The 14,368-nt window shown below is 70.2% G+C and carries 15 protein-coding genes; 6 read left to right on the forward strand and 9 right to left on the reverse strand.

The window, feature by feature from the left end:
• Positions 1-3: 3 nt before the first annotated feature.
• Together uraH and uraD are read right to left on the reverse strand one after the other, a co-directional pair.
• The gene (uraH, locus tag ACQP2T_RS39785) at positions 4-306 is read right to left on the reverse strand and encodes a hydroxyisourate hydrolase (RefSeq protein ID WP_433519894.1); all 303 of its coding nucleotides are present in this window, start codon (positions 304-306) and stop codon (positions 4-6) included.
• Entirely contained in the window at positions 303-788 is a 486-nt protein-coding gene (gene uraD / locus ACQP2T_RS39790) for a 2-oxo-4-hydroxy-4-carboxy-5-ureidoimidazoline decarboxylase (protein ID WP_433510014.1), read from the reverse strand. Before uraD ends, uraH begins: the two co-directional genes overlap by 4 nt.
• Positions 789-943: 155 nt before the next feature.
• Between uraD and ACQP2T_RS39795 the strand changes: the two genes are divergently transcribed.
• Positions 944-1,786 carry a deoxyribonuclease IV gene (locus ACQP2T_RS39795; protein WP_433510015.1) on the forward strand — a complete coding sequence of 281 codons (843 nt, stop codon included), beginning with the start codon at positions 944-946 and terminating at the stop codon, positions 1,784-1,786.
• A 664-nt stretch (positions 1,787-2,450) separates the two neighbouring features.
• Here ACQP2T_RS39795 and ACQP2T_RS39800 read toward each other — a convergent pair.
• The 3 genes from ACQP2T_RS39800 to ACQP2T_RS39810 form a co-directional block, all read right to left on the reverse strand.
• Complete coding sequence (locus ACQP2T_RS39800) at positions 2,451-3,191, reverse strand: LytR/AlgR family response regulator transcription factor (protein ID WP_357946337.1); 741 nt, start codon at positions 3,189-3,191, stop codon at positions 2,451-2,453.
• A 66-nt stretch (positions 3,192-3,257) separates the two neighbouring features.
• Complete coding sequence (locus ACQP2T_RS39805) at positions 3,258-4,430, reverse strand: sensor histidine kinase (RefSeq protein WP_357945123.1); 1,173 nt, start codon at positions 4,428-4,430, stop codon at positions 3,258-3,260.
• Positions 4,431-4,474: 44 nt separating this feature from the next.
• A complete protein-coding gene (locus tag ACQP2T_RS39810; RefSeq protein ID WP_357639851.1) occupies positions 4,475-5,071 on the reverse strand; it encodes a sulfite oxidase-like oxidoreductase in 597 nt (198 codons plus the stop codon).
• Positions 5,072-5,327: 256 nt separating this feature from the next.
• On the opposite strand from ACQP2T_RS39810, the gene aroF reads away from it, so the two are divergent.
• Both aroF and ACQP2T_RS39820 read left to right on the forward strand, forming a co-directional pair.
• Positions 5,328-6,359 carry a 3-deoxy-7-phosphoheptulonate synthase gene (gene aroF, locus ACQP2T_RS39815; protein WP_433510016.1) on the forward strand — a complete coding sequence of 344 codons (1,032 nt, stop codon included), beginning with the start codon at positions 5,328-5,330 and terminating at the stop codon, positions 6,357-6,359.
• Between the two features lie 112 nt (positions 6,360-6,471).
• Positions 6,472-6,762, forward strand: coding sequence for a YiaA/YiaB family inner membrane protein (locus ACQP2T_RS39820; protein WP_433510017.1), 291 nt, complete (start codon positions 6,472-6,474; stop codon positions 6,760-6,762).
• A 231-nt stretch (positions 6,763-6,993) separates the two neighbouring features.
• Here ACQP2T_RS39820 and thiI read toward each other — a convergent pair whose 3' ends face one another.
• The 3 genes from thiI to macS all read right to left on the reverse strand — a co-directional run bounded on the left by thiI (position 6,994) and on the right by macS (position 10,327).
• Positions 6,994-8,190: a tRNA uracil 4-sulfurtransferase ThiI gene (thiI, locus tag ACQP2T_RS39825; RefSeq protein WP_433510018.1), complete on the reverse strand. Its 1,197-nt coding sequence runs from the start codon at positions 8,188-8,190 to the stop codon at positions 6,994-6,996.
• A gap of 58 nt (positions 8,191-8,248) precedes the next feature.
• On the reverse strand, positions 8,249-8,890 hold the full coding sequence (locus ACQP2T_RS39830) for a response regulator (protein WP_433510019.1): 642 nt from the start codon (positions 8,888-8,890) through the stop codon (positions 8,249-8,251).
• A gap of 330 nt (positions 8,891-9,220) precedes the next feature.
• The gene (macS, locus tag ACQP2T_RS39835; RefSeq protein ID WP_433510020.1) at positions 9,221-10,327 is read right to left on the reverse strand and encodes a MacS family sensor histidine kinase; all 1,107 of its coding nucleotides are present in this window, start codon (positions 10,325-10,327) and stop codon (positions 9,221-9,223) included.
• Positions 10,328-10,440: 113 nt separating this feature from the next.
• Here macS and ACQP2T_RS39840 point away from each other — a divergent pair, with 113 nt between their 5' ends.
• A complete protein-coding gene (locus ACQP2T_RS39840; protein WP_433510021.1) occupies positions 10,441-11,484 on the forward strand; it encodes an MHYT domain-containing protein in 1,044 nt (347 codons plus the stop codon).
• Between the two features lie 62 nt (positions 11,485-11,546).
• Positions 11,547-12,401: an MHYT domain-containing protein gene (locus tag ACQP2T_RS39845; RefSeq protein WP_433510022.1), complete on the forward strand. Its 855-nt coding sequence runs from the start codon at positions 11,547-11,549 to the stop codon at positions 12,399-12,401.
• 135 nt (positions 12,402-12,536) lie between these two features.
• Here ACQP2T_RS39845 and ACQP2T_RS39850 read toward each other — a convergent pair whose 3' ends face one another.
• Positions 12,537-13,562, reverse strand: coding sequence for a 6-phosphofructokinase (locus ACQP2T_RS39850; protein ID WP_433510023.1), 1,026 nt, complete (start codon positions 13,560-13,562; stop codon positions 12,537-12,539).
• 78 nt (positions 13,563-13,640) lie between these two features.
• On the opposite strand from ACQP2T_RS39850, the gene ACQP2T_RS39855 reads away from it, so the two are divergent.
• Positions 13,641-14,243, forward strand: a complete 603-nt coding sequence (locus tag ACQP2T_RS39855) for an IS607 family transposase (protein WP_433510024.1) — start codon at positions 13,641-13,643, stop codon at positions 14,241-14,243.
• Positions 14,244-14,368: the final 125 nt, after the last annotated feature.

Consider the following 14,368-nt stretch of genomic DNA (forward strand, 5'->3'; position numbering starts at 1 on the left):
GTTCTAGCTCCCTCGGTAGGTGGAGTAGGCGAACGGGCTGAGCAGCAGCGGCACGTGATAGTGCGCGGCCGGGTCCGTCACGGTGAAGGTGATGACGACCTCGGGGTAGAACGTGTCGGTCAGGTAGGCGCCGGTGTCGAAGACCACCCGGTGGACGCCGGCGCCGGGGTTCCAGCCCTTGATCCGGCCGTCGGCGTCGGTGCGGCCGTCGGCCACGACCTCGCCCTCGTACTCCAGCCGTACGGCCACTCCCGCGGCGGGGCGGCCGGTGACGGCGTTCAGGACGTGCGTGGAGAAGCTCATCAGGACCCCTCCAGCAGCTTGACCAGCCGCAGCCTGGTGATCTTGGCCAGCTCGTCGCGAACGGTGGCGCGTTCGGTCTCCTCGTCGTGGAGCAGGCGTTCGCGCAGCCTGGCCAGCATCTCCGCGCCCGTCAGGCCGGTGGCGCAGATCAGGTAGACGTGGCCGAAACGGTCCTCGTACGCCCGGTTGCCCTCGGCCAGCTCGGCGCGCGTGTCGTCCTCCACGCCCGACTGCTCCTGCCTGGACCAGGCGCTCTCGGCGCGCTCCCCGATCCTCGGGTGGGCGCTGAGAGCTTCGAGTACGTCGGGCCAGGCCAGGCCGCGTACGGCCGCGTCGGCGGCGGCGGCGAGCCGTTCCGGGTCGCTGTAGGGGCGCCGGGCCGCGACGGACCTGGCGAATGCGCGGGAGGCGCAGCAGGCGAGCAGCTCCGCCTCGATGTCCTCCCGGGCGTTGAACCCGGCCAGACCGGTGAGCGTGTTGGGCATAGCAGCAGTACACACACCCGCCTGGTGCCCGGTCCATCCGCAAGAACTCTCAACTGGCCCAGCGGTTGGCTAGGACTTTTCGTGTCATGCTCCAAGCTCGCCGCATATCCCGCTCGGCCGGCCCGCTCCGCCGCCCGCCTAAACTGTTAGGCATCATGACCCCAACCTCTCTCATCGGCGGGCACGTCTCCGTCGCGGGCGGCCTGGCGACGGGCGGTCTCGCGTACATGGCCGAGATCGGCGCCGAGATGATCCAGGTGTTCGTCACCAACCCGCGCGCCTGGGCGCTCACGCCGGGCAAGCCCGAAGAGGACGCCGCGCTGGCCGCGTCGGGTGTCGATACCTTCGTGCATGTGCCCTACCTGGCCAACTTCGGCTCGCCCAACCCCGAGACGGTGGCCGGCACCATCGCGCTCGTCCGCTACACGCTGCGCCGCGGCGCCGAGGTCGGCGCCAAGGGAGTCGTGGTGCACACGGGTTCGGCGGTGACGCAGCCGCGCGACGACGCGATGCGCCAGCTGCGCGAGCACCTGTTGCCGCTGCTCGACGAGATCCCCGAGGGCGGCCCCGACCTGCTGCTGGAGCCGATGGCGGGCCAGGGGGCGATGCTCTGCGCCACGGTGCAGGATCTGGAGCCCTACCTGGCGGCGCTCGACTGGCACCCGCGGGCCAATATCTGCCTCGACACCTGCCACGCGTTCTCGGCCGGGCACGACCTGGTCGCGGCGAGCGGGGTCAAGGAGACGTTCGACGCGCTGCACGCGATCGCGCCGAGGCGGCTGAAGCTGATCCACGCCAACGACTCCAAGGACGTGTGCGGCTCGAAGAAGGACCGCCACGAGAACATCGGCGCGGGGCACATCGGCGCCCAGCCGTTCGCCGACCTGATGCGGCACCCGGCCGTGGCGGGCGTCCCGATCTGCATCGAGACGCCGGGGAAGGCCGACAAGCACCGCGAGGACATCGCCACCCTCAAGAAGCTCCGCGACGAGCCATAGCTCTCCGCCAGGCCCGTCTGAGCGTTGGTGCACGTGTCGGGACGCCCGCTCTCGCGATCCGGCCACCCCCGTAAGCCGGATCGCGGTCCTTTCCGCGGCCACAGCGGGCGTCCCACACGTGCTCGGCAGGCGGGCCCTGCCCCCCGGTAGAGGGCCCGACAGCCGTGGTGACCTGCGCGGTCACCGGAGGATCCGGCGCATCAGACTAATCAGCGAGCCTTTCGGCCCGTCCCCCCTGATGCGCCGGGTGGCTTCCGATGCGCAAACACTACGGTCGCGATCTTGCGGGCGACCCCCCGTTTACGGACAGCTCGTCGAACGGTCTGTAGTCATCGCCATACGGAGCGTGCTGGTACGACGAACGGCGGTTCCGGCACGACGAGCGGTCACTTCCGCGACCCCGCGCTCCCGGACACGACGGCCGTCCGGACGCCACAGAGCCACCCGACCGGGTGTGACCAGGGAACTCGTCACCATCACGGAGAAATCGCCCGGCGCGGCGAACCGCGCGGGGGCCCGTTCACACTCCCCGTATTCACGCCCACCTCACCCGGGAATCGGGCGGCGCGACGGGTCAGAAGAGGGCGCCGCGCCGAGGCAAAAGAGGGCGCCCTGCCCGGCCAAAGGGGGCGCCCGCCCGGCCAAAGGGGGGCGCCGCGGCGGGTCAGGAGATGGCGCCGCGATGCTGGCGGACCAGCTGCTCGCGCACCTGGCGGCTGTGCCGCCTGCTCACCTGGAGCGTCTGGGTGCCGACGGTCAGCATCACCCTGCCGCCCTCGAACCTGAGCTCGCTCACGTGCCTGGCGGAGACGAGGGTGCTGCGGTGCACCCGGATGAACCCGGCGTCGGCCCAGCGCCGCTCCAGCGCCGCCAGGGACATGCGTACGAGGTAGCTGCCGTCGACCGTGTGCAGGCGTACGTAGTCGCCCTTCGCCTCGGCATACCAGACCGCCTGCTGCGGGACGAACCTGGTGATCCCGCTCAGCTCAACCGGGATCACGTCGTCGAGGGCCGGCTCGGCGGGCGGCGCCACGGCCACCTCCAGCCGGCGCACCGCCTCGGCCAGCCGCTCCGCCCGGACCGGTTTCAGCAGGTAGTCGACGGCCTCCAGCTCGAACGCCCGCACCGCGCAGTCCTCGTGCGCCGTGACGAACACCAGCCTGGGCGGGCTGGGGAATCCGCCGACGAGCTTGGCCAGGTCGAGCCCGTCGATGCCAGGCATCCGGATGTCGAGGAACACCCCGTCGAGCCGCTCGCCGGTCCCGATCATCTGGACCATCTCCTGCAGGGCCGCGACGCCGTCGCTCGCGGTCGTGACCCGTTCCACCCTGGCGTCCTTGCGCAGCAAGTAGGCCAGTTCTTCCAAAGCGGGCACCTCATCGTCGACGGCCAGCACACGCAGCATGACCACCACGCTGCCTTAATAACGCTGAGGTCACAACCCACTTGCGCACGCAGCGCGAATAATTGACTACAGAGAGCTGAGACGCGTCTTCGGCACGCGGAGCCGCACGGTGGTGCCCGAGCCCAGCGCCGTCTCCACCACCAGCCCGTAGCCGTCGCCGTAGATCTGCCGCATCCGCACGTCCACGTTGGCCAGGCCGATGCCGTTGCCCTCGCGCCTCGGGTCGTCGTCGAGCACCCGCCTGACGTGCTCGGGGTCCATGCCGGTGCCGTCGTCCTCGACCGTGATGTGCGCCTCCGGGCCGGCGTCGCGGGCCACCACGCGGACCTGCCCGACGCCGCCGCGGCTGCCCATGCCGTGCTTGATCGCGTTCTCCACCAGCGGTTGCAGGCACAGGAACGGCACCGGCACCGGCAGCACCTCCGGCGCCACCTGCACGCTGAAGCGCAACCTGTCGCCGAAGCGCGCCCGCTCCAGCAGCAGGTAGCGGTCGACGCAGGTCAGCTCGTCGGCCAGGGTGGTGAAGTCGTGCGCCCGGCGCAGCGCGTACCGGGCGAAGTCGGCGAAGTCCAGCAGCAACTCCCGGGCCCGCGCCGGATCGGTGCGGACGAAGGAGGCGATCGTGGTCAGCGCGTTGTAGATGAAGTGCGGCGAGATCTGCGCCCGCAGGGCGCGCATCTCCGCCTCCAGCGCGCGCCGCCGCGAGGTGTCGAGTTCGGCCAGCTCCAGCTGGCCCGACACCCACCGGCCGACCTCGGTGACGGTACGCACCAGCGCCGCGCTCACCTCCTGGTCGAAGGCCGCCAGCGTGCCGACGAGCTTGCCGTCGACGAGCAGCGGCACCACGACCGCGCCGTACGGCTCCCCGGCGAACACCTGCGGCCGCCCGGACGCCAGCGCGGTGCGCGCGTAGGTGAGCACCTCGTCGGTGCACGGGCCGTCCCAGGCCAGCGCCGCCTCGGTCGAGGTGATCGCGACGGCGTAGGTGCCGAGCAGGGCGTGCAGATGGCGTACGGCCTTGCGGGCCGAGTCGCGGTTCAGCCCGGCGCGCAGGGAGGGGGCCGCCAGCGCCGCGATGTGCAACGCCGTGTACGTCGCCTCGTCCCTCCAGTCACCCGGGGGAGGCCCCGCCGGATCGGACGGCTCGCGCGGCTCCCGGCGTCCCCGCGGCACCAGGGCGACGACGTAGCCGAGGACGAAGGTCAGGCAGGACAGCACCACGTACGCGGTGGTCGACATGCGGGCAACCGTAGCCAACAACCGACCGTGTTCGGGCGGAAACCCTACGGAGGGCCCTCGCCGGGTTCTTCCTGGTAGGAGTAGCGTTGCTCGCGCCAGGGATCGGCCACGTTGTGGTAGCCGCGTTCCTCCCAGAAGCCTCGGCGATCTTCGAGGAGATACTCGATGGCCCGCACCCATTTGACGCTTTTCCAGGCGTACAGATGGGGCACGACGGCGCGTACGGGGAAGCCCCGGTCGGCGCTGATCGGCTTGTCGTCCAGCTCCATGGCGAACAGCGTGTCCGAGGCGGTGAAGTCGGACATCCGGAGATTGGCGCTGTAGCCGTACTCGGCCCAGATCATCACGTGCCGCACACCCGGGTCGGGCGGGGCCGCCGCGACGATCGTCGCCGGGCTGACGCCCCGCCACTCGTTGCCCATGATCGAGAACTTGGTGACGCAGTGGAAATCCGCGATGACGCCGGTGCGGGGCAGGCTCTCGAACTCCGGCCAGGTGAAGCGGTGTTCCTCGCCCGAGGCGGTGGCTCCGAAGACACGGAAGTCCCAGCTCTCGGGCCGGAACTGCGGCACCCTGCCGTAGTGGATCACCGGCCGGCCGCGCGGGACGTACTGGCCCGGAGGCAGCCGCGATTCCTCCACGTACACTCCCCTCGCCGGTTTCCGTGGTCTTGGGCCATCCTGCCATCGGCCCGTGTCTGCCTTGCGCGCGGGTGCGGTGCGCTACGATGGCGACTATGCGTAAAGCGTTCGTGTTTTGGTATGGCGACGGACCCGTGTCCGTTCGCCACCTGACGCTGCGCTAGCAGACAGGCGAACGAAAGGCCCCGGGTCCACATGGACCCGGGGCCTTTCGGCGTTTCCAGGGCTTTTCCGCGCTTGATCAAAGGAGCAGCAGATGGTGATCGTGATGGGCCAGGAGGCAACCGGGGATGACATCGCGTCGATCGTCGCGGTCGTCGAGGCGGCCGGGGTAGAAGCGTTCGTGAGCAGGGGTGTACGGCGCACGATCGTCGGGCTGGTGGGCGATGTGACCCAGCTCGACGAGGCGAGCCTGCGGGGCATGCCGGGGGTGCGTGACGTGATGCGGGTGAGCACCCCGTACAAGCTGGTGAGCAGGGAGAACCATCCCGAACGCTCCACGGTCCACGTGGGCGGCGTGCCGATCGGCCCCGGCACCGTGACACTGATCGCGGGGCCGTGCGCGGTGGAGACGCCCCAGCAGACGCTGGAGGCGGCCAGGATGGCCATGGCGGCGGGCGCGACCCTGCTGCGCGGCGGCGCCTTCAAACCCCGCACCTCGCCGTACGCCTTCCAGGGGCTGGGCGAGCAGGGCCTGCGCATCCTCGCCGACGTGCGCGAGGAGACGGGGTTGCCGATCGTCACCGAGGTGGTCGACGCGCAGGACGTCGCCCTGGTCGCCTCTTACGCGGACATGCTGCAGGTCGGCACCCGCAACGCGCAGAACTTCGCGCTGCTGCAGGCGGTCGGCGCGGCGGGCCGGCCGGTCATGCTCAAGCGCGGCATGAGCTCGACGATCGAGGAGTGGCTGATGGCCGCCGAGTACATCGCGCGGCGCGGCAACCTCGACATCGTGCTGTGCGAGCGCGGCATCCGGACGTTCGAGACCGCCACGCGCAACACCCTCGACGTCTCGGCCGTGCCGGTGGCGCAGCGGCTGTCGCACCTGCCGGTGATCGTCGACCCGTCGCACTCGGGCGGCCAGCGTGGCCTGGTGCTGCCGCTGACGCGCGCGGCGATAGCCGTGGGCGCCGACGGCGTCATCATCGACGTGCACCCGCATCCCGAGCAGGCGATCGTCGACGGGCCGCAGGCGCTGGTCGACACCGATCTGGGCGAGCTGGCCCAGGTCATGCGGGACTTCCCGCCGCTGCTCGGCAAGAGCGCCGCCGCCGCGCTGACGGTCTGATCCGCCTGGAATGAGTACGGCCGGCACCACGCGCCCGGTCGGCCGTACTCATGAGTAACTTGAGTACGTAACCCCATGTGCCGACATGTCGCCCAACCTGATGATGGTCGGCATGACGAAGCCCATCCAACCCACCCAGACCACCGCCTACTACGTCCAGGCCATCCTGTCGTTCGGGGTGTCCGTGTCGTCCGTGGTGCTCGCCCTGGTCTACCTCCCGGCCTCCGGGTGGATCAGGGCCTTCCTCGCCCTGGGCGTCCTGTACGTCATCACCTCGACCATCACGCTCAGCAAGGTCGTACGCGACCGCCAGGAGCTGTCGGGGGTCAGCACCCGCGTCGACCAGGCCCGCCTGGACAAGCTGCTCGCCGAGCACGACCCGTTCAGGGTGGACGCGGGTTGATTTGCCGCACTCCGTGCGGCGGGCTCGGTCGCCCAATGCCGCCGCCTTCCCCCGTCGCTCTGGTCGCTACGCTCCCGGCGCTCCCTGCTTATTGCCGCACTCCGTGCGGCGGGCTCGGTCGCCTCATGCCGCCGCCTTCCCCCGTCGCTCTGGTCGCTACGCTCCCGGCGCTCCTCCTCCAGGCGACGGCGCTCCCTCGCCGGCTCCAGGCGACGGCGCTCCCTCGCCGGGTCAGAGCTTGTATTCCTGGATCGAGTCGGCGAGCTGGACGGCCAGCTCTTCGGCGTCCAGCCGCTTCTCGATCTGCTTGAGGTCCTCGATCTTCGCGCGCGTCTCGGCCCGCTTGGGGGCCAGCAGCGTGCAGCAGTCCTCGTCGGGCAACTCGGAGATCTCCAGCGTGCCGATGCGCCGGGCCTCGGCCATGATCTCCGTCTTGTCCCAGCCCACCAGCGGGCGCAGGATCGGCAGCTCGACCGCGTGGTCCTGGGCCGTGATGTTGGTCAGCGTCTGGGAGGAGACCTGGCCGAGGGCGTCACCGGTGATCAGCGCGGCGGCGCGGATGCGGTGCGCGACCTCCTCGGCCGTCTTGAGCATGAGCCGGCGCTGGGCGATCACCGCGAGCCGGTCCTGGCCGGAGGTGCGGATCGACTGCTGAGCCTTGCCGAACGGCACCACCCACAGCCGCGACCGGCCCTGGAACCGGTCGAGCTTCCTGACCAGCGCGTACGCCTTGTAGATCGACTCGGACGTGGTGAACGGGATGCCCGAGAAGTGCAGGAAGTCGACGTGCAGGCCGCGGCGCATCATCCGGTAGGCGGCCACCGGCGAGTCGATGCCGCCCGACATGAGCACCAGCGCCCGGCCGCTGCTGCCGACCGGCAGGCCGCCCTGGCCGGGGATGCCGCCGGTGAAGACGAACACCTCGTCCTTGTCGACCTCGATGGAGACGGTCAGCTCCGGGTTCTTCAGGTTGACGGGCAGGCCGTACTCGTCGTTGATGGCGCCGCCGACGAGCCGGTCGAGCTCGTTGGAGCGCAGCGGGAAACGCTTGTCGCGGCGGCGGGAGCGCACCGCGAACGTGGCGCCGCGCTTGACCTCCTCGCGCTCGGACACCAGCTCCAGACTCGCCTTGAGCACGGCGTCGGGGTCCTTGGCGACCCGCCAGGCCGAGTGGATCCAGACCAGGCCGGGCACGTCGGCGACCCGCTTCGCCACGGTCTCCGACTGTTCGGCCGTGGCGCCGTCGGGCAGGAAGATCGCGATGACGCCGTGCCGCTTGCGCACGTCGAGCTTGAGGCCGAGCTCCTTGACGGCTTCGCGGATGTTGTCGACCAGGCGGCGTTCGAAAAGGTCGCGGTTCTTACCTTTGAGGACGATCTCGCCCAGCTTGAGCAGAACGCACGGCTCGCCCAGGGCGGACATCGACATGGCAGAACCTCCGGGAGTGATGGGGACGCGCCGAGGCCAACGCCTCGACCCACCGAGTTTAGTCCGCGTCGAGCCCCTGCTCGATCGCATATCGCACCAGTTCTACCCGGTTGTGGAGCTGGAGCTTCTGGAGCGTGTTCTGGACGTGGTTCTGCACGGTCCGGTGCGAGAGCACGAGCCGGTCAGCGATCTGCCGGTAGGACAGGCCCTTGGCGACCAGCCGCAGCACCTCGGTCTCCCGCTCGGTCAGCCGGGGCCCCTCGGCCGGCGCGGTCTGGGCGGCGAGCCGCCGGTACTCCCCCAGCACGAGCCCGGCCAGACCGGGCGTGAACACCGCGTCGCCGTCCGCGGTCCGCCGTACGGCGTCGAGGAACTCCTCCCGGCTCGCCGACTTCACCAGATATCCAGAAGCGCCCGCCTTAACGGCGTCCAGCACGTCGTCCTGCTCAGCACTGGCCGACAACACCAGCACCCTCGGCGGCACCGGCATCCCGGCCAGCCCTTCGGCCACCTCCGCCCCCGACATGTCGGGCAGCCGCAGATCGAGCACCACCACCTCGGGCAACACCGCCCCGGCCACGCGTAGCGCCTGACGCCCCTCACCCACGGCGGCGACCACCTCGTAGCCCGCCTCGGCCAGATCCCTGGCAACCCCGTCGCGCCACATCGGATGGTCATCCACCACCATCACCCGCACCATGGCCGCCACTCTAGGGTCGCGACGCCGACCCGTCTCCTTCCACTCCCCGAAGGGGCATCCCCACAGACCGCCCTCTTCGGCTCCCGGCGCCCACCCTTGGGACCCCAGCCACGACGGCCGCCTTCTTCCACTCCCCCGGAGGGACCAGCCGTCCACGGACCGCCCTCATCCACTCCCCCGCAGGGGGTATCCCTCCCGAAGGACCTCAGCCACCCACAGACCGCCCTCGTCCGCTCCCCCGGAGGGGGCCCTCCCAAAGGACCTCAGCCACCCACGGACCGTCACAGGGGTTGAGACAGTCGCGTGACGAACCACCGCCAGGTGAACCCCCTAGGCCGGGACCGTCAGCTCGATCTCCGTGCCCTCCCCCGGCAGGCTGGTGATCGAGACCTTCCCGCCAAGACCCTCGATGCGCCCACGGATGGACTGCGAGACGCCCAACCGACCGGCCGCCACGGCCTCCTCTAACCGTCCGGCCGGAATCCCCGGCCCCTCGTCCCGAATGCTCACCGTCACCGTGCCGTCCCCCGACTCGGCGAACACCCACGCCCGCGCCGACAGCCCACAGTGCGCGCGCACATTGTCCAGGGCCGCCCCGACGGCCGCCGCCGTCTGCTCAGCCACCGGCCCCGGCAGCGCCAGTGCCGTCGCCGGGGTCGAGACCGTCACGTACGCCGAGCCGTACCGCATGAGCAGCGCCCGCAGATCCGCCACCCCAGCGGTCGGCGGAGAGGCGGGCCGGATGAACAGCGAGCGCAGGGCCGATTCCTGCTCCCCCGCGAGCCGGCCAAGCTCCGCTGCCTCGCCGCCCAGCTCCTGGCCGCGCCGCCGGACCAGCGCCAGAACTTGCAGCACCGAGTCGTGCACGTCCCGCGCCAGCCGATCGCGTTCGCGCTGCGCCGCCTCCATCTCGACGGCCCGTTGCATGCGCTCCTCCGCCCGCTTGGCCAGCCGTGCCACGTGGCCGACCACCACACCCGTCATGAACAGCAGCACCGCGCCGTTGATCAGGACGGGCGCGTCGGGCCCGTGGATCCGCAGCCAGAGGTCGGCCGCCGCCACGACGGCCGCGGCCACCGTGCCGAGCCGCCGTCCTCCGTGCACCGCCCAGGCCAGCACCGGGCCCGCGATCCAGGTGGCCGGGACCGGCATGGTGCCCTCGCCGGGCTGCTGGAGGGCGCCCTGCACGTACGGCGAAGAGAGCAGGCAGGCCACGGCCACCAGCAGGTCGAGCACGAGCAGCGGCCACCGGCGCAGCGCCTCGACGGAGTACGCGAAGATCGCCGCGGCCGTCCACAGCCCCATGACGCCGATCACCAGCCATCCCGTGAGCGGCTCCGCGTAGCCGCGGTGCTGCGCCATCAACACCGCCGCGTACAGCAGCGAGGCGACGCGGAAGACCGCGATCGCGCGCCAGAACGGCCTCTCGATACCCATGAGCCCTTCTCACGTTCCGACATTACAGGTTGACAGATAGTCGAGATATCCATGTGATTCGGACAGGCCAGCTGGCACAATCCGGTGACCCCTAATGCAAGGAAACTGACTTAATGTCCGCTGTTAACCATTTCACCCACGGCCCGCTCACGCCGCTCCTCGCGTACGTGATGTCGTGCATAGGGTCGATGCTCGGACTGCGGCTGACCGCCCAAGCGCACGCCTCGCGAGGCGCCTCGCGGGTTCGGTGGCTCATCGGGGCGGCCATCTCCATCGGCGGCACCGGCATCTGGGTCATGCACTTCATCGGCATGATGGGCTTCGAGGTCGAGGGCACCCAGATCAAGTACGACGTGTGGTTGACGGTCGCCTCCGCCGTCGTGGCCATCGTGGTCGTCGGCACCGGCCTGTTCCTGGTCTCGTACGGCGGGGGCCGGCTGCTCGCCCTGCTCGGCGGCGGCCTGCTGACCGGCCTGGGTGTGGCCAGCATGCACTACCTCGGTATGTACGCGATGAACATGTCGGCGCACGTCTCCTATGACCGAAAAGTGGTGGGCGCCTCCGTCGCGATCGCCGTGATCGCCGCGACCGTGGCCCTGTGGTTCACGATGCGGGTCAAGCGCCCCATCTGGATCGCCGGCGCGGCGCTGGTCATGGGCGTGGCCGTCTCGGGCATGCACTACACCGGCATGTACGCGATGCTCGTCACGGTCGACGCCGAGCCCAGCGCCGTGCCGGGCGCCGACGCCATCGACTTCCTCGTGCCGCTCATGACCGTGATCAGCCTGATCACGCTGACCATGCTGCTCATGGTCATCCTGTCGCCGTCGGAGGAGGAGCTGCACGAGGACGCCGAGCTGGTCGCCCGGCTGGAGCTGCGCCGGCGCGCCAACCAGCAGCCGCAGCACTACCCCGCGCCCACTCCCCTTCACCCGCGGCCCGCCCAGCGGCAACCCGTCCAGCGGCAGCCCGCCCAACAGCAACCCGTTCAACAACAGCCCGCCCAGCAACGGCCGGTTCAGCGGCAGCCCGCTCGGCCGCAACCCGTCTTCGGCGCCCCCGTCCCCGACCCGCAGCCGATCTTGGAAACGCCTACATCCCCGCAGCAGCAGGGGTTCCCGCAAGATTCGCCACGTTCCAAAACTCGCCGAAGGTAGTTGCAAAATCACCTGAGCCCTGCTCATACTCCCTTATTCACCTCTAAGGGACGTGTGTGCGTATGTCGCCGATTGACCACTTCTCCTATGGGCCCCTGACCCTCCTTGTCGCCTACGGCATGTCCAGCATCGGGTCCATGCTCGGCCTGCTGCTGACCTCGCGGGCCCGGCTGGTCAGCGCCAGGGAGGCCCGATACTGGCTGGCGGGCGCGGCGGTGGCCATCGGCGGCACCGGCATCTGGACGATGCACTTCATCGCCATGCTGGGCTTCTCGGTGCGGGGCACGGTGATCCGCTACGACATGCCGCTCACCGCGGCCTCGGCGCTGCTCGCGGTGGTGGTGGTCGGCGCCGGGCTGTTCGTGGTCTGGCGTGGCGGCGAGCAGGCCTCGTACCTGCTCGGCGGCGGCGTCCTGACGGGCATCGGCGTCGCCGGCATGCACTACCTGGGCATGTCGGCGATGAACATGGCGGGGGACGTCACCTACGACCCGCTGTTCGTGGCGCTGTCGGTGGTCATCGCGATCGTCGCGGCCACCGCCGCGCTCTGGTTCACCCTGCGGGTCCGCGGCGCGCTCAAGATCGGCGGCGCGGCGCTGGTCATGGGCGTCGCGGTGACCGGTATGCACTACACGGGGATGTACGGGATGTCGGTGCACGCGCACAGCCCGGCGGGGCCGGTCACCGGCGCGAAGGCCATCGACTTCCTGCTGCCGCTGATCGTGGGGCTCAGTGTGATCACCATGGGGCTGCTGCTCACCGTCATGCTCTCGCCCTCGGAGAAGGAACTGAACCGGGAGGCGGAGTTTCGCGCCCGGCTGGAGGGACGCGTCCCGCCGCAGCCACAGGGCGGTGCCCGGGTGGCGCAAAACGGGGGCGCGCCGGATGTGGATCTCTTCGGCACGCCCCGTTCTTGAGCTATGTCATAGGTACGGCTTGCGGCGCGTGGTGGGCCGCCGACTCGCCGCGGCGCAAGCCGTACCCTGAGGGGGTTGTAGCGGTAACCCCGCTGATACAGAAGCTACGGCCGCCCACTTGCAACCCGCTTTCAATCAGCCGAAGAACACCTCGGCCTCCGCGTAGCGCGACACCGGCACCGTCTTGAGCTCGGCCGTCGCCTCGTCGAGCCCGACACGGACGATGTCGGTGCCGCGCAGCGCCACCATCTTGCCGTAGTCGCCCTCGTGCGCCGCGTCGATCGCCTGCAGCCCGAACCTGGTGGCCAGGACCCGGTCGTAGGCCGTCGGGGTGCCGCCGCGCTGGATGTGGCCGAGCACGGTGGTGCGGGCCTCCTTGCCGGTGCGCTTCTCGATCTCCTTGGCCAGCACCTCGCCGATGCCGCCGAGCCGTACGTGGCCGAACGCGTCGAGCTCGCCGGCCTGCAGCGCGATCTGACCCTCGATCGGGTGCGCGCCCTCGGCGACCACGAGGATCGGCGAGTAGCGGGTGCGGAAGCGCGACTCGACGTACTCGCAGACGCGGTCGATGTCGAACGGCCGCTCGGGGATCAGGATGACGTTGGCGCCGCCCGCCATGCCCGCGTGCAGGGCGATCCAGCCCGCGTGCCGGCCCATGACCTCGCAGATGAGCGCCCGGTGGTGGGACTCGGCGGTGGTGTGCAGGCGGTCGATGGCCTCCGTCGCGATGTTGACGGCGGTGTCGAAGCCGAAGGTGTAGTCGGTGCCCGACAGGTCGTTGTCGATCGTCTTGGGCACGCCGACGACCTTGACGTCGCGCTCGAACAGCTGCCTGGCGACGCCGAGGGTGTCCTCGCCGCCGATGGCGATCAGCGCGTCGACGCCGGTGGCCGCCAGGTTCTCCTTGATGCGGTCGACGCCCCCCTCGATCTTCATGGGGTTGGTACGCGAGGAGCCGAGAATCGTGCCACCCCGCGGAAGGATGCCCCGTACGGCCTGGATGTCCAACGGCATCGTGTCGCCTTCGAGCGGGCCGCGCCAGCCGTCACGGAACCCGACGAACTCGTGACCGTAGACGCTCACCCCCTTCCGCACGACCGCCCTGATCACCGCGTTGAGTCCGGGACAGTCGCCGCCTCCGGTGAGCACTCCGATTCGCATGACGGGTTCCTCCTATGGGTTTCTTGCCGTTAGTGAAAACATCAGTTTTTCTCAGTCTTCGTCTGAGATTGTCGATATGTGAAGCTCTCGGAGTGGGCGCGGCGGAACGGCGTGCATTACCAGACCGCCTGGCAGTGGGCGCGAGACGGGAAGATGCCCGTCCCGGTGGTCAAGACCGCCACCGGTAGGTATATGGTCCTCGATCGGACGGCCGAGGTCACGGGCCGGACGGTCGCGTACTGCAGGGTGTCCGGCACCGACCAGCTGGCCGAGCTCGATCGGCAGGCGGCCCGCGTGGTCCACGCGGCCACCGCGATGGGGCTGACGGTCACCGAGGTCGTCGGCGAGGTCGGCTCGGGCATGGACGGCGACCGGCCGAAGCTGGCCCGCCTGCTGCGCGACGCGTCCGTGGGCGTGATCGTGGTCGAGCGCCGCGACCGGCTCGCCCGGTTCGGGCTGGAGCAGTTGTCGGCCGCCCTGGAGGCCACCGGCCGCCGGATCGTGGTCACCGACGAAACGGAGGCCGGCGAGTCGGGCGCCGTCCCGGGCGCCCGGGTCGACGACGAGCTGTTGCGTGACATGGCGGAGGTCCTCACCTCGCTCTGCGCCCGGTTGTACGGCCGGCGCTCGGCCGCCCGCAGGGCCAGGGCCGCGCTCCGGGCCGCCTTCGAGGCAGCGTGAGGCGGCGCATGTCCCCGGCGAGCGAGGCGCATGCCGATGGAGCCGGCATGAGGATCACTAAGATTCTCCGAACGGTTTCACGACCTGGACCGTAATTCTGCCCGTCCACGCGGGCAGTGGTCTAG

The organism is Nonomuraea sp. CA-143628, from assembly GCF_050942315.1.
Lineage (GTDB): Bacteria > Actinomycetota > Actinomycetes > Streptosporangiales > Streptosporangiaceae > Nonomuraea.